Annotated in this window: 26 protein-coding genes; 15 read left to right on the top strand and 11 right to left on the bottom strand. The window is 63.1% G+C overall.

Features of this window, described 5'->3' with window-relative positions:
• The first annotated feature begins 60 nt into the window (after positions 1–60).
• Positions 61–999: a metallophosphoesterase gene (locus MVC20_RS01170; protein ID WP_297537650.1), complete on the top strand. Its 939-nt coding sequence runs from the start codon at positions 61–63 to the stop codon at positions 997–999.
• Positions 1,000–1,031: 32 nt separating this feature from the next.
• A complete protein-coding gene (locus tag MVC20_RS01165; RefSeq protein ID WP_297537648.1) occupies positions 1,032–1,184 on the top strand; it encodes a hypothetical protein in 153 nt (50 codons plus the stop codon).
• 129 nt (positions 1,185–1,313) lie between these two features.
• Here the strand turns inward: MVC20_RS01165 and MVC20_RS01160 are convergent, their stop codons facing one another.
• The 5 genes from MVC20_RS01160 to MVC20_RS01140 form a co-directional block, all read right to left on the bottom strand.
• Positions 1,314–1,709 (bottom strand): cupin domain-containing protein, encoded by a 396-nt coding sequence (locus MVC20_RS01160; RefSeq protein ID WP_297537646.1) that lies wholly within the window; start codon positions 1,707–1,709, stop codon positions 1,314–1,316.
• Positions 1,710–1,735: 26 nt separating this feature from the next.
• The gene (locus MVC20_RS01155) at positions 1,736–2,374 is read right to left on the bottom strand and encodes an NAD(P)-binding domain-containing protein (protein ID WP_297537645.1); all 639 of its coding nucleotides are present in this window, start codon (positions 2,372–2,374) and stop codon (positions 1,736–1,738) included.
• A gap of 59 nt (positions 2,375–2,433) precedes the next feature.
• Positions 2,434–3,195: a carboxymuconolactone decarboxylase family protein gene (locus MVC20_RS01150; RefSeq protein WP_297537644.1), complete on the bottom strand. Its 762-nt coding sequence runs from the start codon at positions 3,193–3,195 to the stop codon at positions 2,434–2,436.
• Positions 3,196–3,300: 105 nt separating this feature from the next.
• Entirely contained in the window at positions 3,301–4,197 is an 897-nt protein-coding gene (locus tag MVC20_RS01145; RefSeq protein WP_297537643.1) for a LysR family transcriptional regulator, read from the bottom strand.
• 90 nt (positions 4,198–4,287) lie between these two features.
• A complete protein-coding gene (locus MVC20_RS01140; protein WP_297537642.1) occupies positions 4,288–5,025 on the bottom strand; it encodes a PQQ-dependent sugar dehydrogenase in 738 nt (245 codons plus the stop codon).
• A gap of 44 nt (positions 5,026–5,069) precedes the next feature.
• Between MVC20_RS01140 and MVC20_RS01135 the strand changes: the two genes are divergently transcribed.
• The 10 genes from MVC20_RS01135 to MVC20_RS01090 all read left to right on the top strand — a co-directional run bounded on the left by MVC20_RS01135 (position 5,070) and on the right by MVC20_RS01090 (position 16,400).
• A complete protein-coding gene (locus tag MVC20_RS01135; RefSeq protein ID WP_297537640.1) occupies positions 5,070–6,020 on the top strand; it encodes an NAD(P)-dependent alcohol dehydrogenase in 951 nt (316 codons plus the stop codon).
• A gap of 99 nt (positions 6,021–6,119) precedes the next feature.
• Positions 6,120–6,578 (top strand): cyclophilin-like fold protein, encoded by a 459-nt coding sequence (locus MVC20_RS01130; RefSeq protein ID WP_297537638.1) that lies wholly within the window; start codon positions 6,120–6,122, stop codon positions 6,576–6,578.
• Positions 6,579–6,757: 179 nt separating this feature from the next.
• Positions 6,758–7,339 carry a carboxylesterase family protein gene (locus MVC20_RS01125; RefSeq protein ID WP_297537636.1) on the top strand — a complete coding sequence of 194 codons (582 nt, stop codon included), beginning with the start codon at positions 6,758–6,760 and terminating at the stop codon, positions 7,337–7,339.
• A gap of 187 nt (positions 7,340–7,526) precedes the next feature.
• A complete protein-coding gene (locus tag MVC20_RS01120; RefSeq protein WP_297537634.1) occupies positions 7,527–8,387 on the top strand; it encodes an aldo/keto reductase in 861 nt (286 codons plus the stop codon).
• 979 nt (positions 8,388–9,366) lie between these two features.
• Positions 9,367–11,172, top strand: a complete 1,806-nt coding sequence (locus MVC20_RS01115; protein WP_297537632.1) for a fatty acyl-AMP ligase — start codon at positions 9,367–9,369, stop codon at positions 11,170–11,172.
• An 8-nt stretch (positions 11,173–11,180) separates the two neighbouring features.
• Positions 11,181–12,128, top strand: a complete 948-nt coding sequence (locus MVC20_RS01110; RefSeq protein ID WP_297537630.1) for an NAD-dependent epimerase/dehydratase family protein — start codon at positions 11,181–11,183, stop codon at positions 12,126–12,128.
• Positions 12,118–12,384: an acyl carrier protein gene (locus tag MVC20_RS01105; protein ID WP_297537628.1), complete on the top strand. Its 267-nt coding sequence runs from the start codon at positions 12,118–12,120 to the stop codon at positions 12,382–12,384. Before MVC20_RS01110 ends, MVC20_RS01105 begins: the two co-directional genes overlap by 11 nt.
• The gene (locus MVC20_RS01100) at positions 12,381–13,595 is read left to right on the top strand and encodes an aminotransferase class I/II-fold pyridoxal phosphate-dependent enzyme (protein WP_297537626.1); all 1,215 of its coding nucleotides are present in this window, start codon (positions 12,381–12,383) and stop codon (positions 13,593–13,595) included. The genes MVC20_RS01105 and MVC20_RS01100 overlap by 4 nt, the downstream gene beginning before the upstream one ends.
• A 53-nt stretch (positions 13,596–13,648) precedes the next feature.
• Complete coding sequence (locus MVC20_RS01095; protein WP_297537624.1) at positions 13,649–14,611, top strand: metallophosphoesterase; 963 nt, start codon at positions 13,649–13,651, stop codon at positions 14,609–14,611.
• 73 nt (positions 14,612–14,684) lie between these two features.
• Positions 14,685–16,400 carry an ABC transporter ATP-binding protein gene (locus tag MVC20_RS01090; protein WP_297537622.1) on the top strand — a complete coding sequence of 572 codons (1,716 nt, stop codon included), beginning with the start codon at positions 14,685–14,687 and terminating at the stop codon, positions 16,398–16,400.
• 119 nt (positions 16,401–16,519) lie between these two features.
• Here the strand turns inward: MVC20_RS01090 and MVC20_RS01085 are convergent, their stop codons facing one another.
• Genes MVC20_RS01085 through MVC20_RS01070 form a run of 4 tightly spaced genes read right to left on the bottom strand, consistent with a single transcriptional unit; the run spans position 16,520 to position 20,279 of the window.
• Entirely contained in the window at positions 16,520–17,647 is a 1,128-nt protein-coding gene (locus MVC20_RS01085) for a mitochondrial fission ELM1 family protein (protein ID WP_297537620.1), read from the bottom strand.
• Positions 17,640–18,593, bottom strand: a complete 954-nt coding sequence (locus MVC20_RS01080; RefSeq protein WP_297537618.1) for a lysophospholipid acyltransferase family protein — start codon at positions 18,591–18,593, stop codon at positions 17,640–17,642. The genes MVC20_RS01085 and MVC20_RS01080 overlap by 8 nt, the downstream gene beginning before the upstream one ends.
• Positions 18,594–18,636: 43 nt before the next feature.
• Entirely contained in the window at positions 18,637–19,284 is a 648-nt protein-coding gene (locus tag MVC20_RS01075) for a sterol desaturase family protein (protein ID WP_297537616.1), read from the bottom strand.
• Positions 19,285–19,310: 26 nt separating this feature from the next.
• The gene (locus MVC20_RS01070) at positions 19,311–20,279 is read right to left on the bottom strand and encodes a lauroyl acyltransferase (RefSeq protein WP_297537614.1); all 969 of its coding nucleotides are present in this window, start codon (positions 20,277–20,279) and stop codon (positions 19,311–19,313) included.
• 163 nt (positions 20,280–20,442) lie between these two features.
• Here MVC20_RS01070 and MVC20_RS01065 point away from each other — a divergent pair, with 163 nt between their 5' ends.
• Together MVC20_RS01065 and MVC20_RS01060 are read left to right on the top strand one after the other, a co-directional pair.
• Complete coding sequence (locus tag MVC20_RS01065; RefSeq protein ID WP_297537612.1) at positions 20,443–21,594, top strand: GNAT family N-acetyltransferase; 1,152 nt, start codon at positions 20,443–20,445, stop codon at positions 21,592–21,594.
• 41 nt (positions 21,595–21,635) lie between these two features.
• On the top strand, positions 21,636–22,433 hold the full coding sequence (locus MVC20_RS01060) for a nucleotidyltransferase family protein (RefSeq protein WP_297537610.1): 798 nt from the start codon (positions 21,636–21,638) through the stop codon (positions 22,431–22,433).
• Between the two features lie 227 nt (positions 22,434–22,660).
• On the opposite strand, the gene MVC20_RS01055 is transcribed toward MVC20_RS01060, so the two are convergent.
• Positions 22,661–23,590, bottom strand: a complete 930-nt coding sequence (locus MVC20_RS01055) for a sulfotransferase domain-containing protein (RefSeq protein ID WP_297537608.1) — start codon at positions 23,588–23,590, stop codon at positions 22,661–22,663.
• Between the two features lie 137 nt (positions 23,591–23,727).
• Here MVC20_RS01055 and MVC20_RS01050 point away from each other — a divergent pair, with 137 nt between their 5' ends.
• On the top strand, positions 23,728–24,825 hold the full coding sequence (locus MVC20_RS01050) for an ELM1/GtrOC1 family putative glycosyltransferase (RefSeq protein ID WP_297537606.1): 1,098 nt from the start codon (positions 23,728–23,730) through the stop codon (positions 24,823–24,825).
• Between the two features lie 12 nt (positions 24,826–24,837).
• Here MVC20_RS01050 and MVC20_RS01045 read toward each other — a convergent pair whose 3' ends face one another.
• A complete protein-coding gene (locus MVC20_RS01045) occupies positions 24,838–25,788 on the bottom strand; it encodes a hypothetical protein (RefSeq protein ID WP_297537604.1) in 951 nt (316 codons plus the stop codon).
• Positions 25,789–25,806 lie beyond the last annotated feature (18 nt).

Below are 25,806 nucleotides of genomic sequence, written 5' to 3'. Positions count from 1 at the left end.
GGTGACCAGCGGCACTTGCGAACCAGCCATCAGCATATTGAACGACTTTCAGGAGAGTGCATGGGAACAGTCGATATCATCCCCGACATTCACGGGCAGATCGCCAAACTACGGGGAGCGCTCGATGCCCTCGGATGGCGCCGGAGTCCGGCGGGCTGGATCCATCCCGACCCGGAGCGGACCATCGTCTTTCTGGGCGACTTCATCGACCGTGGACCGGAAAACAGGGCCGTCATTCACCTGGTGCGCGACCTGATCGACAACGGCAAGGCCCGCGCGATCATGGGTAATCACGAGCTCAATGCCATTCACTTCCACACGGCCCATCCCGAGACCGGTCAGCCCCTCCGCGCTCATTCGGAGAAGAACCTGCGGCAGCATGCAAGCTTCCTGGCTGAGTTCCCCGTCGGTGCCGGCGAGACCCACGAGGCGCTGGCGTGGATGCGCAGCCTCCCACTTTTTCTTGAGGGCGAGGGGTTTCGTGCTGTGCATGCCTGCTGGATCGAAAGCACGATTGATCGAGTGCGGGCGCTTACCGCGGACGGCGTGCTATCCGAGGAACAGCTGATCAGGGCTGCTGATCCGGCCGACGAGCTTTTCCACCTCGCTGAGGAAGTCACGAAGGGCCCGGAACACCGCCTTCCCGATGGCTTTTCCTTCCGGGACAAGGACGGCACCCACCGCGATCACGTCCGGCTGCAATGGTGGAACGCGGGCGCCGGGACGTGGCGCGACATCGCGATCTCGGTGCCGGTGCCCGACGATCTGCCTGATGCTCCGTTGCCGGGCACGCTGATGGCGCAGACCTATCCCGTCCATGAACGCCCCGTCTTTTTCGGCCACTACTGGCTCAGCGGTGATCCAGTCCTGCAGGGCCGGAACGCGCTGTGCCTCGACTATTCCGCAGGCAAGGACGGGCCATTGGTTACCTACGAACTGCAAGCGGGCGAGAGGTTGCTCTCCCCCGACCGCGTCTGCGTTCATCCGATCCCCGTTTGATTGGATCCCGGCTCCCGGAGAGACCATAGGCCATGCAGAAACCAGAGACCGAGCTGTCCATCAACCGGCTGAGCGATGCGCTTCGGACGAGTTTCGAATGGATCGTGAGGCGTGACCTGGCGCGCGCCCACGCAACGACGTGGCCTGCCAGCGGCCGGTTCTTCTTTCGCAAGCTCAAGCTCTAGGCGCTCAGCAAGACGGCGGCGTTCGCCGGAGATGAGGTTGCCAGCGAGGTTCTGCTAATTGATCAGGAGGCCTTCTGGGACATAGAAGCGGATAACTGACTGACAGCCGTCTCGGCGACCGGTCGACAATCAGGTCTGGTATTGCTCGTCCGTGACCTTTTCCATCCATGTCACCGCAGAGCCATCGATGCTCTCCTGGATGGCGATGTGGCTCATCGCCGTCTCTGGCGCGGCCCCGTGCCAGTGCTTCTCGCCGGCCGGGAACCAGACGACATCGCCCTGCGAGATTTCCTCGATCGGCCCGCCCTCACGCTGGACGCGCCCGCGCCCGAAGGTGACGATCAGGGTCTGCCCCGCAGGGTGCGTATGCCAGGCGGTGCGGGCGCCGGGCTCGAAGGTGACATGGGCGCCTGCCACACGCCCCGGTTCTTCCGCCTGAAACAGCGGGTCCAGACGGACCGTGCCGGTGAACCAGTCGGCGGTCCCCGGGCTGGAGGACGTCGTGCCGGCTTTCGTGATCTTCATGTCTTTTCTCCTTTCGGTGTGTGGCGTCAGCCGTTGAGCTTCTCGAAGCGATAGATCAGCGCCGGACCGCCGGGTTGGCCGTAGGCGAGTTCCGCGGTGATCATGGCGAACGGCTCGACGAAGCGAGCGGTTCGGAGGCTGCCGGCTTCGAGTGGCTCGAAGCCCACGTCCCGGATCAGGCCGCCCGCAACCTCCTTGGCGCCGGCGTCGTCGCCATAGATCAGAAGGTGCGGCCGTGGCGCGTCGTCCTTGCGGGCGAAGACCGGCGCGAAGCTCTCCGAAGGGCTCGTGTTGAAGCACGAGACCCAGCGTGCCTTCGGGCGCAGGGACGCGAGTTCTTCTGCACCGGAGGTGGACGTCCCGACGACGAGATCGGTGTTGCTCTCGTCGAGGGGGACACAGCAGTTCAGGACGATCATCGCAGCCAGCTCGCCCGCCTGATCCAGCACATCGTGGATGCGCGACCAGTGAACGGCCAGCAGGACCGCAGCCGCGCCGTCGACGGCTTCGGCAACCGAGACGGCCGCGCCGCCGGCGTCCTGCGCGAGCCGGGCAAGCTTCGCTGGGTCGCGGGTATAGGCAAATTTCACATTATGTCCGCAAGCCGCCCAGATGCGGCCGAGCTTGGCGCCCATCAGGCCCGACCCAAGTATTCCGATTCTCATGATAGGTCTCCATTCGGGGGTTCTTGGGGCGGCACTGGCCGGCGCCGGCAGCGGTGCGATCAGTTTGTACGGCTCTCGAAGACCTGCGCTGCCACCGGCATGGCCGAGAACACGCGGGGCCAGCCGGTGTAGAACGCGAGATGCGCGAGCATTTCGCCGGCCTCGTCCTGCGTGAGCCCGTTGTCCATCGCCCGGTTGAGGTGAAACGTCATCTGCTCCGGCTGACCGGCAGCGATGAGAGCAGCGACGGTCACGAGGCTGCGGTCGCGCGGCTCGAGCGCCGGTCGCAGCCACAGGTCCAGAAACAGCAGCTCCTCGGTGTTGTCGACGACGCCCTGGCTGACCTCGCCATAAGTGTTCTCGACGTTCGTTTGGCAAGCGGCCTCGGCCTCTTCGTTGAGCGGCAGGAACTCGGGGTTGATCGCCGGAAGATCGTCAGCAACAACGCCGCGCTCCGCGAAGACCGGAGCGATGGCCTCGGCCGCTGCGACGGCGTTGCCCCAGCCGGAATAGAAGGCGAGATGGGTGATCGTCTCCGACAGTTCCGAAGGCGTGACCCCGGCGTCGAGTGCGAGTGCTGTGTGCTCGGCCATCCGGCCGGTCTCGTGCCGCGTAACCATCGCGGCGAAGGTCACTAGCGCCCGATCGCGTGTGGAGAACGCGTCGCCTTGCCAGACATTGGAAAAGAGCTCAGTCTCGGAATAGGCTTCGAGCGCGGGGGCCACTTGGCCGACAGCGTCGGGCAGCGTTGTGGAGAGGTCCTGCGCGGCGATGGACGTGGCGGACAGAGTGAAAGCGGTTGCGGCGAATAGTGTCTTCATTGGGCGGCTCCTTTCGGTTTTCGATCACCTCACCAATGTGGACGACACCCCGCGAAGCATAATGGTCTGTCTGGCCACTCCACTCATGAGCGCGCCTAATGAATGTCACACCCGTTCGCGCAATGCGTCGAGCACGACCTGAAACGCCGGGGACGGCCGGAGGCGGCTCGGATAGTAGAGATGAAAACCGGGAAAGTAAGGCGAATGGTTTTCGATGCAGAGCTGCAGCGCGCCAGACGCGAGATGCCGTTCGACGAGACGCTCCGGAACCAGCCCAAGGCCGAGGCCGTCTAGGGCGGCGTACATCACAGGATTGATCGTGTTGAAGCAGACCTGGCCCTGAACCTTGACGCGAACCTCCTCGCCATCGGCGTCCTCGAACTCCCACGCGTAGAGACCGCCGTGGTTCGACAGGCGCAGGTTTATGCACCGGTGCCCGGCGAGGTCCTGTGGTGTCTCGGGGATACCTGCGCGTTCGAAATACTCAGGCGAGCCGACGCAGACCATCCGCTCATCGGGGCCGATGCGCACAGAAATCATGCCCTCGCTCACCTGCTCGCCGTAGCGCACTCCTGCATCGCACTGTGCACTGGCAAGATCGGTGTAGCCGTAGTCCATCACGAACTCGACATTCACTGCGGGGTGTTCTTTCAGGACCGGCGCAAGCTTCGGCAGCAGCAGGGACTCGATGGCGTATTCCACGCCGACGATCCGAACCGTGCCTGTCGGCTGATCGCGTGCCTCGTTGAGCGCCTGAAGCCGCGCCTCAATCCTCTCGAAGCACGGGTTCAGTGTCGCGAGCAGATCCTCGCATTCGAGCGTCGGTGCTACCGACCGTGTCGTGCGGGTCAGGAGCCGCATCCCGAGCCGGGTTTCCAGCCCCTTGATGGTGTGGCTGAGAGCGGATTGCGAGACGTTCAGCCGGGCGGCCGCGCGCGTGAAGTTTCTCTCTTCGGCGACGGCAGCAAGTGCGATGAGGTCGTGAATGTTCTCGCGGAGCATGAGGGTGGCCTCGATCTGCCTCTCGGTGGTCGTTGAGAGGCCACTCTTAAGATACATGAGAGTAGCTCATGAAGTCCACCGATTATGCCGTCACGATCCGAGACGGATCAGCCGGTCGTCCGAGTCGCCGTCGCGGCGTGGTGAGCGGTTTGTCGTGATGACATAGACATCGTCGCCGACCACCAGCACGTCGCGAATACGCTCGCCGGTCGGATGATAGGTCGAGACGGCACCGTCGAGACTGACGGAGAGAACGCCCTCTGCCCGGAGTCCGGCGAGAAGCAGATCGTCACCTCTCCACGCAAGCCCCGATGGCGCCCAGGTGTCGCTTCCTGAATGTGTCAGTGGCGTCCGCATGCCATCGGTCGTTTCGTCTCCCTGAATGATCGGCCAGCCGTAATTCGCGCCCGGCTCGATCAGGTTGACCTCGTCGTGGCCGGACCGGCCGTGCTCGGCCGCGAAGAGCCGACCTGCGCTGTCCCAGGCAAGTCCTTGCGGATTGCGATGTCCAAGAGACCAGACGGGCGATCCGGGGAACGGATTGTCCGCCGGAACGGCGCCATCCGGCGTGACCCGTAGGATCTTGCCGGCAAGGCTCTCCAGATCCTGAGGTCGCGCGCGGCTCTCGGTCCAGCCCGTGGTGACGTAGAGCATGCCGTCCGGCCCGAAGGCGACCCGTCCGCCATTGTAGAGCGGATGACCCGGAATGCCATCGATCAGAACCCGCGTCTCGCGCCAGGCGTCGCCGTCGAGCTCCACCTCGATAACGCGGTTTGTGCGGGTCAGGCCTGGGCCACTTTCGACACCCGCGGCGGCTTTGCACCTCACACCATTACGCAGCGCGAGGCCGCGAGGCCGGCCCAAAGGATGTCGTGGTCGAGATCATGTACAGCTCGATCTGCCATTCCGACATCCACACCTTCAAGGGCGACTGGGGCATGCCGACCTTACCGCTCGTGCCTAGGCACGAGATGGTCGGCCGGGTCATTGGCGTCGGGTCAGAGGTCATCAAGTTCCGTGAGGGTGACATCGCGGGCGTTGGCACCATGGTCGACAGCTGCGGCGTGTGCCCGAACTGCCACGCGGACCGCGAGCAGAACTGCCTGAACGGCACGACCTTCACTTACAACTCGCCCGACCCGATCTCGGGTGGCGTGACCTATGGCGGCTACTCTAAGCGGATTTTGGTGAGCGAGGACTTCGCCCTGCGCATCCCGCCCGGCGTCGATCTGGCGGGCTTCGCGCCGCTGCTCTGCGCCGGGATTACGACGTTCTCGCCGATCAACCACTGGAACCTGCAGCCGGGGCAGCGCTACGGCGTTGTCGGGATGGGCGGCCTCGGCCACCTTGCCGTCAAGCTTGCTGCTGCAAGGGACGCCGAAGTGGTCGTCTTCACGACCTCGGAGGAAAAGCTCGAGGACGCGCGCACATTCGGGGCGGCCGAGGCATATCTCTGGTCCGACGACGACGCGATGACGCGCAACCGTGCCAGCTTCGACCTGATGCTCTCGACCGTGCCTGTCGCCTATCCGATGCAGCCTTTCCTCAACCTCCTGAAGCTTGACAAGACACTCGTGAACGTGGGCGCGCTCTTTCCGGTGGAGGGGGCGCACGGAATGCTGATGGGCTTCGGCCGGCAAAGCCTCGCTGGCTCGGTGACCGGCGGCATCGCCGAGACTCAGGCGGTGATCGACTTCGCGGCAGACCACGGGATCGCTGCGACTTATGAACTGATCACGCTGGATCAGATCACTGATGCCTTCTCGCGCGTGGTGAACAAGGAGGCGCGTTATCGTTATGTCATCGACATGACGAGCGCCTGATTGGTGAGCTTGGTTCATGAGTGGTCGCGTGTTTTCGACTATAATTCCGTCGGAGGCGAGTACCCACATTGCGGATGAGAAGAAGAAGGGAAGATCAGGATGGCGGCGCCCGGTTTTTTGCGAATGGCAACGGCAGCAGCGTTTCTTCCTTTTTTCTGTCTGGCATCAGGCGCTTTGGCCGAAGAAACGGGAAACGAGGGCACAATGATGAGAATCCATGTGATCTTGGGTGATGCGGTGCTGCCGGCGACACTCGACGACACGACCGCCGGACGGGATTTCGCGGCGATGCTGCCGCTCGACCTGAGCCTCAGGGATTACCACGGCATCGAGAAGGTGGCGGACCTGCCGCGTAAGCTCGACACCTCCGATGCACCCCCAAGCTACAAACCGGAAACGGGCGACATCACGCTTTATGCGCCCTGGGGGAACCTCGCGATCTTCTACAAGCCGTTCCAGGAGTCACGCGGTCTGGTCCGGCTTGGAGCATTCGACGGACCCATCGATGCGCTGCTTCAGGACGGAGCCTTTCCGGCGCGCATCGAAATGGCTGACTGATATCGCTTCCGCCCGCAGTACCGAAACGTCCGAACCGGGGCCCTCAAAGTGCTGATTTGACAATGGCTTCCTACTTGCATCCCGTTTATCCCACGCGCCGATCCGTGCTCGCTGGCGGTGGCGCGACCTTCGTTGCTTGGTCGCTTCCGCTGAGGGCACAGAGCGGCGGCGCTCCGGTAGTGGAGACAGCAGCAGGTCCCGTTCGCGGCGAGAACTTCGGGCCGGTCAACCGCTTCCTCGGAATTCCCTATGCCCAGAGCATCTCTGGCGCGAACCGCTTCGCCCCGCCGCAACCCGTCGTTCCCTGGACCGAACCGCGCTATGTGGACAGCGCGCCCCAGCAGGCCGCCGACCTCACGGGCGGCACGCCGGTGACGCCAACCTTCGACCCGCCGGCCTATGTTCAGGCGGGCGACGACTGCCTCGCTCTGAACGTCTGGGCACCGGACGGCGCGGACGGCAGCCTGCCCGTGATGGTCTGGCTGCATGGCGGCGGCTGGACCAGCGGCAGCGGTTCCTGCGCGATCTATGACGGCGAAAACCTTGCGCGCCGCGGCGACGTCCTGGTCGTGACGATCAGTCTGCCGTCGAATGTTCCGCTCGGCCCGGTGGCCGGCATGGGAGTGGGCCTGTTCTTCGTCGCGCCGTGGATCTGGATGACGAACTTCGTCGACGGGCGGTCCTCCCGTCTTGTTCTTATCGACGGTGGCTTTGCGACAATCGCAACCTCCATCATGGGCGCGCTTCTGGACGCGTTCTGAAAGGGTAAGCCAAAGGAAGCCGCCTCTCCAGAGGCCCATGAACAGCGCTCATGAATGGCATTACAGCTGAACCGATTATCCGAGCCGCTCAATTAGTCCAGATACGAGGGGCAGGCCCAGCGTCCCACGCGGGCCGACGGAAAACAGAAGCCGCCCGGGGGTGGCCGCGCAAGAACGGAAGTACTCAATGGTGCTGCAAGAGACACAAACCCTACCAAACGGCGTCGAGATCCCGAAGCTGGCGCTCGGCACCTGGATGATCGACGATGACAAGGTGGCAGATGCGGTCAAGGCAGCCGTCGAGATCGGCTACCGTCACATCGACACCGCGCAAGCCTATGGCAACGAGCGCGGCGTTGGCGAAGGCATCCGTGGCTGCGGCGTCGACCGCAAGGACCTCTTCGTCCAGACGAAGCTCGACGCTGGCATCAAGGATTACGAGGGCGCGAAGGCCGCGATCAACGGTTCGCTCGAAACGCTCGGCCTCGACTACGTCGATCTTCTCATCATCCATAGCCCGCAGCCATGGGATCGCTTCGGTGACGACGACCGGTTCTTTGAGGGCAACCTCGCGGCCTGGAAGGCCATGGAAAATGCGCTTCATGTCGGCAAGGTGCGCGCGATTGGCGTGTCGAACTTCCAGAAGGAAGATCTCGACAATCTGATCGACAACGCGCGCGTGGCGCCGATGATCAACCAGGTGCTAGCCCATGTCGGCAACACGCCCTTCGAGTTGATCGACTACGCCAAGAGCAAGGGCATGCTGGTCGAGGCCTACTCGCCAATCGGCCACGGCAAGATCCTTCAGAACGTCGAAATCGGCGAGATCGCCGCGAAGTACGGGGTGAGCGTCCCGCAACTCTGCATCCGCTACGTCCTGCAGCTAGGTCTGCTCGCGCTGCCGAAGACCGCCAACCCGGCACACATGAAGTCCAATGCCGACGTGGACTTCGAGATTGCCGAAGCGGACATGGATGCGCTGAAGGTCATCGATGCGCGGGACTACGGCGATGCAAGCGTTTTCCCCGTCTACAGCGGCGCTGCATAATAATGACGTGCGGGGGCGCCTCGGTTCGCCGGGGCGCCCCCGCCATTCATCCGGCGATATCAACTGAACCAGCTTCACCCGCCGTGTTGCCATACATTTCAAGCACTTGCGCTGGAGAAGGTTGGACGTCAGGCCCATCCCGCTCCGCCACAGATCATTCCGTAATTCGTATGACAGAAACTGCGCCTGCCGTCATGGCCATGCAGTAGGCCGATTGCTTGGTTTCGAAGACGGGGCATGTGCCCGGTGATCGACTGCACGCGGGGCGCTACGCGACGCCCAGATGCTGTATCTTGTGAAGATGTTACGACTTGGAAACCAAATGTGACATCAGGGGCAAGTTGTTGCCGATCGCCTTTTTCCGTGTTTCGGGCGAGGTTCACGTCGTTTTGCAAGGCCCGCGCAGGCCATCACGACAGGGCGTGGCTGCGTCCCAGGCTGAGGGGCGGTCCGGGGGCCAAGGGCTAGGGCAGGGCGGCTGGCCCTGATGTCGGAATATCAGAGCCTCCGAGGGTCGGGCAATAGGGGAATGGGGCCGGACGTGGCGCGCGGGCATGTGACGTGTTCATTGTAGAAATGCTCCACATACCATTGTTATCAAAAGAATAATCTTGAACCCGGCTGCGAGTGTTCATGCCGGATCGCGCCTGCATCGCACGCCGAATGCAATCCGCGTCTGAAACAAGACCACAACAACGCGGCGCGCAACATGCGCCACGGATTGCCACCACGTCTCTTGCCGAACCTGCACCTGAACAAAGGCAAGATTATGGCCACTACCCCGGTCACCATGAGCCCGCGATTGCTGCGTGCCGAGGGCGTTTGGGCCAGTCCAGAGCGCCTTTGCGGGGCATTCCGTCGATGGGCCAAGTCCTTGACCTGAAACGCCAGCTTGTGCCATCAGGCCGCCAAATGCCATATACTTGGTATGGAAAAGGGCAAACCGACAGCAGTCGGAAGCGAAACAAGGAAAAATGGGATGCAGGCGACAGGCAGTTCGCACAGTCTCGCGTTGCGGCGCGGAGAGTTCACGACGTTGATCGAGGCGCTCGACTATGCCGCCAAGGGCGACACGGGCGTCAACTTCTACAATGCGCGCGGCGAGCTTTATGCAACCTCCACCTATGCCGATCTGCAGACCGAGGTGATCGCGCTCGCGCATCGCCTGATGGGTCTTGGTCTCGAGCCGGGCGCGCGGGTTGGCCTTGTGGCTGAAACCTCGCCGCATTTCGTGCGGTTCTTCTGGGCGTGCCAATATGCCGGGCTGGTGCCGGTGCCGCTGCCGGCCACGATGCATATCGGTGGCCACGCAGGCTATGTCGCGCAGCTGCGCGGCCTGATCGAGAATTGCGGCGCGGCGGTGGCCATGGCCCCCGTGGAATGGATGAGCTTTCTGGAAGAGGCGACCAGCGGCCTCACGCTGAGCTTTGTCGGCGCACCCGAAGATTTCGACCGGCTGGCCCCCTCCAGCGCGACCTTGCCGACGGTGGCACCGGACAGCATCGCCTATATCCAATATACCTCGGGCAGCACGCGCTTTCCGCGCGGCGTGGTCATCGACCACACCACCGTGCTGGCCAACATCAACGACATGGCGACCAACGGTCTCAAGATGAACGATCAGGACCGGTTCGGATCCTGGTTGCCGTTCTATCATGACATGGGCCTTGTGGCCTTTATCATGATGCCGATGGCGACACAGCGCTCGGTCGATTTCCTTGGCACGCAAGACTTCGCGATGCGTCCGCGCAAGTGGCTGGAAATGATGTCGGTCAATCGCACCACGATCACCTCTGGCCCGCCGTTCGGTTATGACCTCGCCGCGATGCGCGTGCGTCCCAGCGATGCCGCGCAATGGGACCTCAGCGCCTTGCGCGTGGCCTGTGTGGGGGCGGAAATGATCAATCCCGAGCCGCTTCAGCGCTTTGCCGATGCGCTGGCCCCGTCCGGGTTCAAATCGACCGCGTTCCTGCCTTCCTACGGCATGGCCGAATGTTCGCTGGGCATCAGCTTTGCAGGGCTCGATGAAGAGTTGCAGATTGATTATGTCGATGCCGAGTCGATGCAGGAAGACAGCATCGCCACGCCGCTCGACCCGGAAGAAGCGCAAAAATCCAAGCGCCGCGTTGCCCGTTACGTGGATTGCGGTGCGCTGCTGCCGACTTTCGAGATTTCGATCCGAGACGAGCATGGCAACGACCTGCCCGAGCGTCAGGCCGGTGTCATCCACCTGCGTGGCCCCAGTGTGATGAGCCACTACTTTCAGGAAGAGGCGATCACCCGCGAATGTCTGAGCGCGGATGGCTGGCTGGATACCGGCGATATCGGCTATCTCGCCAATGGCCGTCTGTTTGTCACCGGACGGCGCAAGGACATGATCATCATCCATGGGCGCAACATCTGGCCCGAGGATCTGGAGTATCTGGCCAAGACGCAGCCCGGTGTGAACTACACCGATGCCGCGGCCTTCTCGGTGCCCTCCGAGGTGGATCAACAGGAAACCGCGGTGCTCGTGGTGCAATGCCGCGAACGTGACCAAGCCAAGCGCGACGCATTGGTCAAGAACATCGCCTCGCTCGTGCGCTCGGAATTCGGCATCGACGTTGTGGTTGAACTGGTGCCGACGCGCACCTTGCCGCGCACCTCGTCGGGCAAACTGGCACGGGCGCGGGCACGGCTCGACTATCTGGGGCGGCGTCATGCGGCCAAGCTCTTGCAACAGCAGGACGCGGCCAACGACACCCCTGTCGAAGAGCCGTTTGAGCAGGTCCGTTACATCGCATGACCGGACCCGTGGCCGTCACGGGCGCCTCCGGCTTTGTCGGGCGCGCCCTGATCGGGCAATTGCTGGACGCGAACCGTCCGGTGCGCGCGCTGGTGCACCGTCAGGGGCTGGGGATCACCCATCCTCTTCTGGATACGGTGACGGGCGGTCTGTCTGACAAGGCAGCTTTGGCCAAACTGATGGCGGGTGCCGAGGCGGTCATTCATGTTGCAGGGCAGGTGCGTGGACGCGACCTGAAGGACTTCTTGGGTGTCAACGCGGATGGCGTAACCCATGTTGCAGAGGCCGGGCAGGCGGCTGGGGTGCGGCGCGTGATCCTCATTTCCTCGCTCGCGGCACGCGAGCCGCATCTGTCGCCCTATGCTGCCAGCAAACGCGCGGGCGAAGACCGGCTGGCGCAAGCGGCGCAGGGCGCGGAATTCACCTCTGCCATACTGCGCCCGCCTGCGATCTACGGCCCCGAGGACCGCGAACTCGTGCCACTCCTTCAGACCATGGCGCGGGGCATCGTGCCATTGCCGGGGGTGCCCGGTGCGCGGGCGTCACTCTTGCATGTCGATGACCTTGCGCGCGCCATCGTCAAACTTCTGGACAGCGCGGCAGAGGCTACCTATGAACTCCACGACGGGCATGAGGCAGGCTACAGCTGGGACGAGATCGCGACCATTGTCGAACAGGTTGCGGGGCGCGGGGCCGGCTGGCGCGTGAAACTGCCGGGGGGCGTCTTGCGGGCGGTGGCCACGATCAATCTGCTGGCGTCCAAGCTCTTGGGGTATCCCCCGATGCTCACGCCCGGCAAAGTCAATGAACTGCGCCACCCCGACTGGGTGTGCGACAACACCGAAATCAGCCGCGACACCGGGTGGCAACCGCTGATTTCTCTGGAAAATGGGCTATCCTCGATCCTGCGCGGAACGCCGTTGAAATCTGATAGGGGCATCACCAATGTCACATGACACCCAAGACCTTGAACAGGAAATCCTCGACGTGCTGTTCGAGCGTCTGTCGAAATTTCCGGTGAAATCCGGCGCCTTGACCGCTGAAACCAGCCTTGTCGCCGACATGAGCCTCGATTCCGTCAACATGATGGAACTGCTGATGGAGGTGGAGGACACGTTCGACGTGAGTTTTCCGCTCAACATGATGGCCAATGTCGAAACGGTCCAGAACCTTGCCGATCAGATCAAACTGCTTGTGGAGAAAAAAGCATGAGCATTGCAGACCGTTTTGCCGAATTGGCGCATCTGCGCGATGCCTTGGGCGCGGAAGAGGCTGATCCGACCCGGATCGTGATGGACCGCATCCTGTCGCCGACAGAGGCGATGATCGGCAACCGCCCGACCATCCTTGTGGGCACCAACAACTATCTCGGCCTGACCTTTGATCCGGCCGTTCTGGCCGCCGCCGACGCCGCCTTGCACGAGCAGGGCAGCGGCACGACGGGATCGCGCATGGCCAATGGCAGCTTTGCCTGCCATGCGGCCCTGGAGCGATCCTTTGCCGCGTTTTACGGCGTGCCGTCGGCCATGGTGTTTTCCACCGGCTATCAGACCAATCTCGGTCTCTTGATGGGCATCCTGCGCCCGGGTGACAAGGTCGTGCTGGATAGCCACAGCCACGCCTGCATCTATGATGGATGCCGCATCAGCGGGGCCGATTTCCTGGCCTTCCGTCATAATGACCCCGAGGACCTGCGCAAGCGCCTGCGGCGTCTGGGCGACGAGGCCAAGGGCGCGCTTGTCATTGCCGAAGGGCTCTACAGCATGTTGGGCGATACCGCGCCGCTGGCCGAGCTTTGCGCCATCGCCAAGGAATATGGCGCGTGGTTCATGGTGGACGAGGCCCATTCCTTTGGTGTCTACGGCGAGCGCGGCCTGGGTCTCTGCGAAGAGGCGGGCATTCTCGATCAGGTGGATTTCATCACCGGCACCTTCTCCAAGAGCCTCGCGTCGCTGGGTGGCTTCTGCGTGAGCCGCCATCCCGAGTTGCAATTGCTGCGCTATGGCAGCCGTCCCTATATCTTTACCGCCTCGCCCAGCCCTGCCAGCATCGCGGCCGCGGCCGCGGCGCTGGACGCGATCCGCACGCGCCCCGAACTCAAGGCAAGCCTCTGGGCCAACGCCACGCGCCTGCATGACGGGCTGAGTGCGGCGGGCTATGATCTGGCGTCCCCCGTGAGCCCGGTCATCGCGGTGCGCGTGCCCTCGCGCGAAGAAGGCGCGCGGATCTGGAATGCGCTGATGGAGCATGGCGTCTATGTCAACCTCGTGCTGCCGCCTGCGGCACCCGAAGGGGCCGCGCTCTTGCGGTGCAGCCTGAGTGCGGCGCACAGCTTTGACCAGATCGACGCCATCATCGCGGCCTTCAAGACGGTCGCGCCCGAGGCGGCCACGGGCGGCGCCCAGAGCACGGCGGCACAATAGAATGGCAGGCCGGGCCATGCCCGGCCGCCCAACCCAAGACGGATATCAGAGACATGAACGGGCAGGGGCGATCCGACCCAGACTCAGGTGATGGCCTCACGCTGGCACATCTGTCCGACCCGCATCTGCCGCTACCGGCACCGGTGCCGTGGCAGAGCGTGCTGAACAAGCGGGCGCTCAGCCTCCTGTCCTGGCATCGCAAGCGCCGCCATCACCACCGGCCCGAAATTCTGACAGCACTCGTTGCCGACCTTGAGGCGCATCATCCCGATCTGATCGCGGTGACGGGCGATCTGACCAACCTGGGCCTGGCGCAGGAATATCGCGCGGCGCGGCTCTGGCTGGATCGCTTGGGCGATCCCGCGCGGGTGACGGTGATCCCTGGCAATCACGAGGCGCTGATTGCGGGCGCGTGGGAGGCGGGTGCGCCCGAGTGGGGGCCCTATTGGCAGGGGGATGGCGCGCCTTTGGGGGCGGGTTTACCCGATGCCTTTCCGGCTTTGCGGCGGCGTGGGGATTTGGCGCTCATCAGCCTATCCAGCGCCATCGCCACGGCCCCGGCCTTGGCCTGCGGGGCGGTGGGAGCGGCGCAATTGGCGCGGTTGGGGCCGATGCTGCGCGCGGCGCGCAATGCGGGCCTCTGCCGGGTGCTGATGATCCATCACCCGCCGCTTGATGGTACGGTCTCGCCGCGCAAGGCCTTGCGGGACGGGGCCGCCCTGCGCGCGCTGTTGCAGGCGGAAGGGGTCGAACTGGTGCTGCATGGCCATAGCCACCGCAGCCACCATCAGACGCTTGACACCCGCGATGGAACGGCACCGGTCATCGGCGTGCCCTCTGCCTCGTCGCGGCATCCCGAGGCGGCGGCCTATCATCTTTACCATATTCGCCGCATGACGGGGGGATGGGAAATTGACGTTACGGCGCGAAGACTGGGACCGGCGGACGAGATGGAACCCGCGCTTTGCACCCGGTTGACACTGCCGCGTGCGCATGCAGATTGCGCGCCGCTATGATAGACCAGACCCAAGACCTCTGCCCGGCGTGTCCATTGCGCATACCGTCCCAAAAGATCATGAAAGACTGCCCATGCGTTTGATGCTGAACCTGTTTCGCGCCTATCCGATGGCCAGTTTCCTCATGGTGCTGGCGCTGTTCTTTTCGGGTCTGGCCGAAGGGTTGGGCCTGTCGGCGATGTTGCCGATGCTCAAGATCGTGCTCAATGCCGATCCCAATGCCGCCTCGACAGAGCCGCCGGGGCAAATGGAACAGATGGTGCTCGACGTGCTCAACTGGGCCGGGATTCCCGTCACGTTGGGCGCCTTGCTGATCCTGATCGTGATTGCGGCCACGTTCAAGGCGGTGCTTCTCCTGATCGCGCAACGGCAGGTCGGCTATACCGCTGCACGCGTGGCCACCGATCTACGCTTGCAGATCCTGCGCAACATGATGCGCAGCCGGTGGCATTTTTTCCTGCATCAACCGGCGGGCAAGCTGACCAACACGCTGGCCACCGAAGCACAGCGCGCGGCGGATGCCTATATGTATGGGGCCACCGCGCTAACCTTTTTCATTCAGGCGTTGGTCTATGGCTCGGTTGCGGTGCTGATTTCCTGGAAAACCACGCTGCTCAGCCTGATTGGTGGGATCGTCATCATTGGCCTGTCGCATTTCCTTGTGCGCATGACGCGCAAGGCAGGCAAGAAACAGACCGATCTCATGGTCTCGCTGATGTCGCATCTGACGGATACGCTGCAATCGGTCAAACCGCTCAAGGCAATGGCGCGCGAGCATCTGGCGGATGAATTGCTCAAGAACGAGACCAACCGCCTCAACAAGGCGCTGCGGCGTCAGGTTCTGGCCAGCGCCGCGCTCAACTCCGGTCAGGACCTGATGTTCATCATCGTCATCGCGTTCGGCGTCTATCTGGCGCTTGGCGTGCTGTCGATGGATTTCACCATCGTTCTAATGCTCGCGGTGACATTGGGGCGCGGCTATAACTTTCTGGGCAAGGTCCAGAAACAGTATCAAAAGCTGGTTCAGAGCGAGAGCGCCTATTGGTCGCTGGTCGAAACCAACCGGCGCGCCGAAGCCGAGCAAGAGCATCTGGGCGGCCATGTCACCCCCGCGCTGACCCGGGGCATCACGCTACGCGACATCGGCTTTTCCTATGACGGCAACACGGTGCTCTCGGGCCTTGATCTTGAAATCCCGGCGCATCAGATGACCACGCTCGTCGGCCCGTCCGGATCGGGCAAGACCACGATCATTGATCTGGTGATCGGTCTCCTGCGACCCGATGCAGGCCAGATCACCATCGACGAGCGCCCGTTCGAAGAGATCGACCTCAAGGCGTGGCGGCGCATGGTGGGCTATGTCCCGCAGGAAACCGTGCTGCTGCATGACAGTATCCTGCACAATGTCGGCCTGGGTGATCCACAGATTTCCGAGGCGCGGGTTGAGGCCGCGTTGAAGCAGGCCGGCGCGTGGGACTTCGTGCAAGACCTGCCCGAGGGTATTCACACCGTCGTCGGCGAGCGAGGCGGGCGTCTGTCGGGCGGGCAACGCCAACGGGTTGCGATCGCGCGGGCGCTGATCAATGCGCCGCAGCTTTTGATCCTCGATGAGGCGACCAGCGCGCTTGACCCCGAGAGCGAAGCCGCGATCATCGAAACACTGCGCGGCCTGCGCGAACAGCTGACAATTCTTGCCATCACCCATAACAGCAGCCTCTCGGATGCCGCTGATCTGGTTCACCGGCTGGAACCCGTGGCAACGGTCAGGACTGAGGCCGCTGAGGTCTAGAACGTTTTTCTCCCCATCGAAACCACACCCGTCCCGGACTTGATCCGGGACCTCGCCAAGGTAGGCTACAGGCCCCGGCTGGGGGGCCGGGGCGGTGGGACCTTGATCAGGCGCGGCGGTTAATCCCGCCCCAAAAGCGCCGTGATCCGCGCCACCGCGCGCGCCATGTCGCTGGGTGGGGTCGTGTCGGACGCCGGGCGAACGGGCTCTCCCAGCCATGTCATACGGCCCGAGCGCGCCAGCCGCAGATGCATCTGGCTGATGTCGCGCGACAGATGCTTCCATCCCCATCGCATCAGCGCGCGATAGGCCAGAGCCCCAAGGCTCAGGTCAGAGCGGTCCTTGTCCTGCCGGGCAAGGTCGCGTGCCTGTGCGCGCTCGCCAATGGCCACCAGCGCATCGTGCCGCATACTTAGCGATCCCGCCCCCAGATCGAACATATGCACCGGCTTGCCCGTGGCATAGGCCTCGGACAGCATCGAGATACTGTCGGCGGTCACGACGATCTCGTCCGCGACCGCAAGAAACCCCAGATAGGGGTTGTCGGGATCATTGGGTCGAAAGCGATAGAACTGCATCGGCACGTCCGTTTGCGCGGAAAAGGCGGCGATGGCCTCGGGCGGGGTGCGCGCGCTGGAACTGACAAGCAGCGATCCACCCCGCGCCCGCGCCAGAGCCAGCGTATCGCGCAAAAGCCGCGCGGAGGCCCGTACGCCAAAGGCATAGGGCCCGCTTGGCCCCCCGATATTCAGCGTGAGATACGGGCGGGGCAGGTGGGCCAGCTTCGGCTCCCAATGCGCCCGCGCCACCTCCAGCCGTTCGGGGGTCAGCGGATGCAAGGGCAGGGCGTTGCGCAGCACGTTGGGCCGGTCGGGAACCCGGTATTGCGGTGTCGTGATGACCAGATCGAAATGCTTAGGGTCAGCCCAGAGCCGCCCCAGAAACACCAGCTTTGTCCGCCCGCCGGACTGATCCCGGACCCAACGCGCCACAGGTTCGTTGCGCATCCCCATGGAAATCACCAGATCGGGCCAAGGGGGCGTCAGCGGGTCAGAGACGGGCAGGTCCACGCCCCGCAGATCGCACCCGCGAAAGAGCGTCGTGCGGATTTCGGTCTTGCGATAGGTCAGGCTCTTGATCTCATAGGGCCAGCCCAGCCCCTGCGCCAGCGCGCGCACCTGCGTTTTCTCGCCAGAGCGGTAGGCATCCAGCACCCAGACACGCGGGCTTTGATCCGGTTCAGGCATCGGGCGACTGCGGATCGGTGGCGCGGACCTTGGCCCAGCGGCGTTTCATGCAGACCCATTCGCCGGGGTATTCGCGTATCCAGTCTTCGAAAATCAGGTTCAGGCGATGCGTCATGTCGATAATGCGGTCCTTGCGCGGCAAGTCAGGATCGGGTGGCGCGAGAGGGGCCAGAACCTCGATCCGGAAACGCGCGTTTGGCAGGCGCACGGTGCGAATGGGCACAAGCGGATGACCACGCAACGCCAGCATGGCGGGCAAGGTGCTGGTGGGTGTGGGCGTGCCGAAAAAGGGCACCATCTCGCCCTGGTCGATGCGGGTGTCAAAGGCCGCGCCAACCGCATGGCCCTTGGCCAATTCGCGCAAGAGTTCGCGCGCGCCACCCGCGCTTGGAACCAGCGGTCCGCCAAAGGCGCGACGCAGCGAGAGAAAGAACCCATGCAGCCAGGGGTTCGGTTCGGGCGTGTAGATCACCGAAATCGGCAGGTCCCGCTCGCGCCCGATGAAATTGCAAAGTTGCCATGCGCTGACATGCGCGGTGGCAAAGACGATCGCCTCCTTGCGTGCGATGAGGGCCTCGGCCTCGGGGTGCACGGAAAATTCCAGATGGCGTGCGCGGTGCCGCCAGAGGCGTTCAAGCAGGAACAATTCCGCCGCGGCAAGCCCTGTCGAGCGAAAGATACTGCGCATGACCGCGTCGCGCTCTTCCTCGGTTGCCTCGGGTAGCACGTGCAACAGGTTGCGCCCGACTGTGCGGCGCTTTTGTGCCTTGCGATAGCCCAGCCATCCCAGTCCCCGCCCAAAAGTTGCGGCCACGACCGAAAAAGGCAAAAGCCGCGCAAACCCGAGCAAGAGATAGAAAACGCCCGCCTCAATCATCCAAGCCGGGGTCTGAACCCACGGAAACCGTGCGATCAGCCCCTTGGGCGTGAGGAAAAACTTGGCCATGCGCTATTCGGTCCGGGGCTGAGGGCGAGGAGAGACCCCGCGCTTAGGACCGCTCGGACCGCTCCGGCTTGGTCGGGTAGGTACGAAAGATCATGTCCCAGAGCGGCGAGCTGACCCCATAGCGCCCGGCGTCATCCGAGAAATGGTGCCGCATGTGGTAATGCTTGAGGAATTTCAGCGCAGGATGCCGCATCGGGAAATGATGCGTGGCATAGTGGATGTAGTCGTAAATCAGATAACCCACGATGAAAAAGCCGGTGAACGGCTCGGCCCAGGGGTAAGGCAACACCAGGTAGAACATGAGATAGAGCACGGCGATGATCGGCAACGCCCCCGCCGGCGGCATCAAAAGGCGCGTCTTGTCCTGCGGTGTGTCATGGTGCACGCCGTGAAAGAGATAGATGAACCGCCGCCCCAGATCAGTCTTGGGTTCAAAGTGGAACAGGTAGCGGTGCAGCAGGTACTCGGCCAGCGTCCAGGTAAAGAGACCGGCCACACCAATCATCGCCAAGCCGCCCAAGCCGATGCCATGCACCGTCGCCGCGCGTGCAATCAACCAGACCGCCACAGGCCCCCAGACCAGCAAGGGAACGATGGGGTGCACATGGCTCAGCTTCTCAAGAAGCGGGTTCTCGAACAGCCGAACCGACTCGTCGACGCGATGCGTGCGACTGGGTTGATGACTTGTCATGTTAGGCACTCCTGATCTGCGCCGACTTATGCGTCTTCATATATGTCGGTTCTTGCCCGAAGAATAGAAGACGGCCAGATTTTGCTCGTGCAAAGCCAATCACCGGGCTTTGCCGTTATCCATTGCTCGAACTTTTCGTTGATCTGGCGTGCAAGGTCAACTGTCTGATTGTCGCGGTCCATCGTGGGATCACTGGGCACCAGCGGCGGATGAAAGCGGACGCGAAAGCGCGCGCCGGGCAGCCGTTCGGCCTGAACGGGCACCAGCGGCACGCCAAACCGCAGCGCCAGACGCGCGGGCAGCAGCGAGGAATCCTTCTCCTCGTCAAAGAACGGGATCGGCTTGCCGCCGTCGACGCGCCGGTCGGTCAGCATGATTGGCGAACGCCCCGATTTCAGGGCATCGACAAAGGCGCGCAGCCCTTCGGTGCGCGACACCAACTCGGCCCCCAACATCCCCCGGTAATGCAGCATCGTGCGATCAAGCCACGGGTTTGTCAGCGGCGCATACATGGCGCAGGGGCGAACGCCCAAGCGTGCAATGGCGCAGGCCATCATCTCCCAATTGGCAAGGTGTGCAGACACGAACACCGCCGGCTGATTGGGGTCGGCATAGGCGGGAATATGCTCAAGCACCTCGATGTCCAACGTGTCCCGCCCGGGATTGCAGAGCTTGCCGAGATTTGGATACTCGCCCAGCACCGCACCGGCATTGGCCCAGACCTCGCCGGCCAGTGCGTCAATCTCGGCGGGGGTCTTGTCACGCAGCGAAACCGTGAGATTGGCGCGCACATGCTGGTTGCGCCGGGTAAAGATACGGCCGAATACCCGCCCCAGACGCGCCCCGAGCGTCGAGGCCCATGTCACGGGCAACAAACGGAAAAACCCCATGACCGAGGCAACGACAACATAATCGACGAACCACAGGACGCTGCGCGCTATGCGGTTGTTGAACAGCCTGTCACGATGGGCATTTGCGAGAATGAATTTGGCCAAGGGGGACTCGACTTCTTCTGATGCAGTGTGGATACTTGCAACGTTAATTGAGGCAAGGTGCCGGAATTGCAAGCAGTTTCCATGGTTGGTTCCGCCACTCTGGCATGCGTGCCACGCAAGTCGGCGCGCAGCGCAGCCGCTATCATCGCAAGAAAGGCCCAAGATGTCGCCAACACAGCCTGAGGGCACCGGGATAAGGCTGGTCGAGGCCAAGGATGCAGCAACGATCCGGGATTTCCTGCACCTGCCCGAGCGGATCTATGCTGATGATCCCGCTTGGGTGGCGCCGCTCGTATTTGAACAGAAACAGCGCGTGTTCGAGAATGCCCCGCTCTTTGCGCATTGCAAGGTTGCCCGTTGGGTCGCCTATCGTGGCGCCGAGCCGGTAGGACGGATCACGGCGCAGCTCGATACGCTTCAGCCCGAGGCCGAGGAGGGCGGCAAGATCGGCTATTTCGGGATGCTCGAGGCGCGCGATGACGAGACCGTGTTCGATGCGCTGTTCGGCGTGGCCGAAGACTGGTTGCGCAGTCAGGGTGCCGCCCATATCCGCGGCCCCTACAACCTCTCGATCAACGAAGACCTTGGGCTCTTGGTCGAGAATTTCGACGATCCGCCCTTTGTGATGATGGGCCACGCGCGGCCCTATTATCAGACCCGGATCGAGGCGCGCGGCTTTGCCACGATCAAGGACCTTCTGACCTACAAGGTGCGCCCCGATTTCGTGGCTCCCGAGGTCATGACCAAACTGGCCGAGCGCGCCAGCCGGACCGTGACCATCCGCCCCCTCAACAGCAAGTCGAGAAAGGCGGATTACGAGGCGATGCGCGACATCTTCAACGATGCCTGGTCCGACAACTGGGGGTTTGTCCCGTTCACCGAAGAGGAATTTGCCGAAACTGCCAAGGTTCTGTCGTTCCTCCTGTCGGATGATTACATCCAGTTCGCCGAAATCGAGGGGCGTCCCGTGGCCTTCATCACGGCCTTTCCCAACCTCAACGAATTGATCGGCGATCTGCGGGGGCGGCTCTTGCCCTTTGGCTGGGCCAAACTGCTGTGGCGGCTCAAGGTGCGAGGCCCCAAGAGCGCGCGGGTGGCCCTCATGGGGGTGCGCAAGGAATACCAGAACTCCCGCCTTGGACCGACTCTGGCCTTTCTGGTGATTGACGCGGTGCGCAAGGCGATGCAGCAACGAGGCGTCACAACGGTCGAGATGGGCTGGATACTCGAGGATAATCATGGCATGCGGCATATCATCGAGGCCATCGGCAGCACCATCTACAAGCGCTATCGCGTTTATCAAAAGCCCTTGTAGAGCGACCGAGGACCGGACCAAGGCACTGGGAAAGTGAGACCGTGACAGAGTTTGCTTCTGTAATCCTTGCAGGCGAGCGCGACAGCCGCGACGCCCTGCGTGACGAGACCGGCGTGGCCTGCAAGGCGTTGCTCGACATCGGGGGCACACCGATGATCCTGCGGGTGATCGCGGCGCTGCGCGCGGCCCGGACCATCGGGTCCATCAATCTGAGCGGGCCGACCGAGGCTTGCGTGCGAAGCGATGCCGGTCTGGCCGGGATGGTCGCCCGTCAAGAGGTGACCTGGGCCCCCTCTGGCCCGTCCCCCAGCACCAGCGCCCATCAGATGCTGAGCCGCTTTCCCGCAACGCAGCCGGTGCTGATCACCACCGCGGATCATCCGCTTTTGACCGGCGAAATCGTCGATCATTTTTGCCAAGGTGCGGCGCAGAGTGGCTGTGACGTGGTGATCGGTTTGGCCCCCTATGATCTGGTGCGCGCAACCTATCCTGAATTGAAGAAAACGGTGCTCCGCTTTCGCGATGGCGGTTATTGCGGCTGCAACCTCTTTGGCTTTCTGACCGAGGATGGGCGGCGCGTGGCGGATTTCTGGCGGCAGGTCGAGAAGGACCGCAAGAAACCGCTGGTGGTGATCCGGCTCTTGGGGCTGTGGTCTCTGCTCAGCTATCGCATGGGCTGGCTCACGCTGGACAGGGCGCTGGCGCGCCTGTCGCGGCGGGTGGGTGTGCGCATCGGCGTAGTGATCCTGCCCTATGCCCATGCGTCGGTCGATGTCGATTCGGTGTCGGACTATGTGCTTGTGCAGCAGTATAGCGCCGAGGGGCGCAGCGGGGCGTAGGGGGGATTTCCTAGTTCAGGATGTTAGTCCCAACCGTCCCGCGCGGAACAAGGCGCGTAGCGCCGCCGCGCGGATCGCTGGGCCGTCCCGCGGCCTAGCGATTCTGAGAGGGATCAACTTACTGAAAGGTCACACGTACTTGGCTGGCATAAAGTGACAGCCACGACTGTTGCTTCGCTAGTCCCCGGCCCAGCGACCGCGCAGCTCATCGCGAGGGGTCTACTCCCTCACGCCTCGTTATACCCGAACACCGGATCGAGCTTGCCCTCGACCAGCCCATCGACCACCGCCACCTCTTCAGGCGTGAAATAGTCGCGATAGCCGCCGACCTTGCCGCGCCGCACCTTGAAGGAATCCGGGTTGCTCTCATCCCCCGGTTTGACCCGCTGGCCGCTGCCGCGCATACCCTCGCTCGTGGCCTCGCGCTTTTTCATGTTTTCATAGGCGGCGTAGTCCTTGGCCGCCTCGATATGCGCGGGATCAGGGTCAACGCCGGTAAAGGTCACAACCTGCCGCAGCACTTCGGCCGGGTCACGGCGCAAATCCTCATAGCGCACCACCAGCACATCATCGCCCAAGCGGGGCAACGACCGCGCCCAGGCGTTGAAGGCGGCGACAATGCGCGGGATGCCGCAGTCGGGGTTGCGCACGAAATCATAGATCGCCACCTCGCTGCCATGCGCAGGATAGGCGTTCAGCGCCTTCTTGCGTGGCCGCATGCGATAGGACCACTGGAAATACTGCGACACCGCCACATCGCGCGGATCACGCACCAAGAGCACCAGCTTTTTGCCGCGATACTGGTCCAGATCGTCGCCATGGTTGTAATGGTCGCGGATGTAGTTGTTATGGCTGAAAAGCACCTTGGGTGCAGCCGGGTTCAGCGCGTGAAAGTTGTCGAATTCCAGCATGTAGTCGGTTTCGAGCCCGTAATGCAGCTGATAGAACCGCGACAGCATCACCCGAAACCACGTCCGCCCACTCTTGCCCCAGGAAACCAGCGCCCAATCCGCCTCTTGCAGCTTGGCATTCTCCTGACGTCCGCGCAGGCGGCGCTCAAGGGCGATCTTCTTGCCCTTGGGTAGAAAGAACAGGGCAGAGAGGATGAGGTGACGCGAGGCCACGTCCCGGATCTCGCGGTAGGATAAATTGGTCATGGGCGTCATTCTGGTCAGGTATCGGGGTTTCGTGCGGTCCTCATAGAGGGTATCGCTCGGTCTTTGTATCGGTAATTTTGTCCCGGAACGCATCGGGCGTGATTCCGCGCCCGACCAGAGCAGCAGGAGAGAGACGTTTGCCGCGTCGCAACACAACGCAAGAGCCAAGGGTCTGGTGCCTCCTGGGCCGCAAGGCAGGCGATAACACGCAGGTCTTGGCCCTGGCCGATGAACTGGGTTGGCCGATGGAGCGGAAAACCATTCTTGCGCGCGGATGGGAACTCTTGCCGCATCTGATGTTGCGGGTCACGCTCTTGGGCATTGACCGGCAGGCATCCAGCCCGCTCGGCCCGCCCTGGCCCGATCTCGTGATCAGCGCAGGACGGCGGAACGAGCCTGTGGCACGCTGGATCAAGCGGCAGTCGGGCGGGCACACAAGGCTGGTGCATATGGGGCGCCCCTGGGCCCCTCTGGACAGTTACGATCTGATCGTCAGCACGCCGCAGTATTTTCTCACGCCCGGCCCAAATGTCCTGATCAATCCGCTGCCCTTGCACCAATTCACCCGCGCAGGTGTGGATCAGGCGGCGCAAGAGGCGGCCCCGGCGCTCGCCCATCTGCCGCGCCCCTACACCAGCGTGCTCATCGGCGGGGACAGCGGCCCCTTCGTCTTTACCCCCGAAAAGGGGCGGCTTTTAGCGCAAGGGATCAACCGCCTTGTACAGCAGACGGGCGGCACTGCGCTCGTGAGCGGCAGCCCCCGCACCCCGCGTGCCGTGGCCGAGGCTGTCAGCGCCACGCTGGATGTGCCGGCCAAATGCTATTGGTGGCATGACCGCGACCCGGCCGCGCCCAATCCCTACGCCGCCTATCTGGGCCTTGCGGATCGTTTCGTCGTCACCGGCGAGAGCATGTCGATGCTGGCCGAGGCCTCCAGCCTGGGGCGGCCACTCTATGTCTTTGATCCGGGCGACGAACCGGGGGCCTGGTGGTCACACAGGCACAATTTCCGACCCAAGCCGCTCAGCCACGCGCTTGCCATGCGCCTTGCCCCGCGCCGGATGCGGCGGGATGTATCGCGTATCCAGCAGGCGCTGGTGCAGGCGGGGCAGGCGCGCTGGCTGGACGAGGCCCCCGCCTTGATCGCCGCAGGCGAGACTTGGGCAAAGAAAATGCGCCCCGACCCTTCGGTCGGAGCGCAGATTGCGGCGGAACGTATCCGCGCGTTGTTTTGAACGTCCAGGCGCTTAGGCGGCCTTGGCCAGATTGCCGGTGCTGAGCGGATGCGCCGGTGCGGGCGGCAGGCTCGGCACGCGCGCGATCACCTCGAGCGCATCGTGGCGCACGTGGTTCTCTTCCATTTCCTTGCGCAGGAACTCTTCGGTCAGCTTGCCTTGCTCCACGCATTCCTTGACCAGACCCCAGAAGAAGTTTTCCTGGTTCTTGTCCGGATGCTCCTTGTAATTGCCCATGAGGCCATATTCGCCGAAAATCTTGCGGCGCAGGCGCAGCACCCATGCGGCTGGCGGGAACAGGCGGAAACGCTCTGCGGGGCGCCAATCCACCGGCAGGCCGGTTTTCCACGGCTGGGTCTTGCGGCGGGTCGTGTGCAGCATCTTGGTTTCGGTGGTGAACTTGTCAAAGTCGTTCCACTCGTTCTCGATGAACTCGATCGTGTTCGGATCCTCGTTGCGCAGACCGATCCAGCGGGAATAGTCGTGGTCGCCGTCGAACATCGCGTTGAACTGCTCTTCGACCTTCCAATGCTTGAGCTGCGCACAGTCGAGCAGCATCACCGAGCTGGCATAGGCCTTGTCGATCAGACCCTTGGTGCCAGAGCGCATGCGCGCCATGATCGCCTTGCCCTTCATGTCGCGGTTCAGCAATTCCCAGATGTCAGAGCAGGCAAACACATCGGGGTCGATAACCACGGCGCGGCCCTCATAGCCCATGAGCTCCGGGGGCATGAAACGGGTGGGGGTGAAGGATTGCAAATCCTCGTTCAGCCAGACCCGCTTGACGCCGTCGCGCATGTATTCCTGACCTTCACGGGCAAGGAAGAAGGGGTAATCGCGGCTGTTGACGATATGCACCTCGAACTTGTCATTGTTTGTGGAGTAGCGACGCAGCGCGTGTTCAGCGACGATGGCGCCGACAATCTGCTTGTGGTTCGTCTGGATGAATACAGCGTGTTTCATGATGAGTGATCCGCAACC

Origin of the sequence: Roseovarius sp., assembly GCF_027019125.1 — a bacterium.
GTDB lineage: Bacteria > Pseudomonadota > Alphaproteobacteria > Rhodobacterales > Rhodobacteraceae > Roseovarius.
Note: the sequence above shows the minus strand (reverse complement) of the source record. Positions and strands in the feature narration are given on the sequence as shown.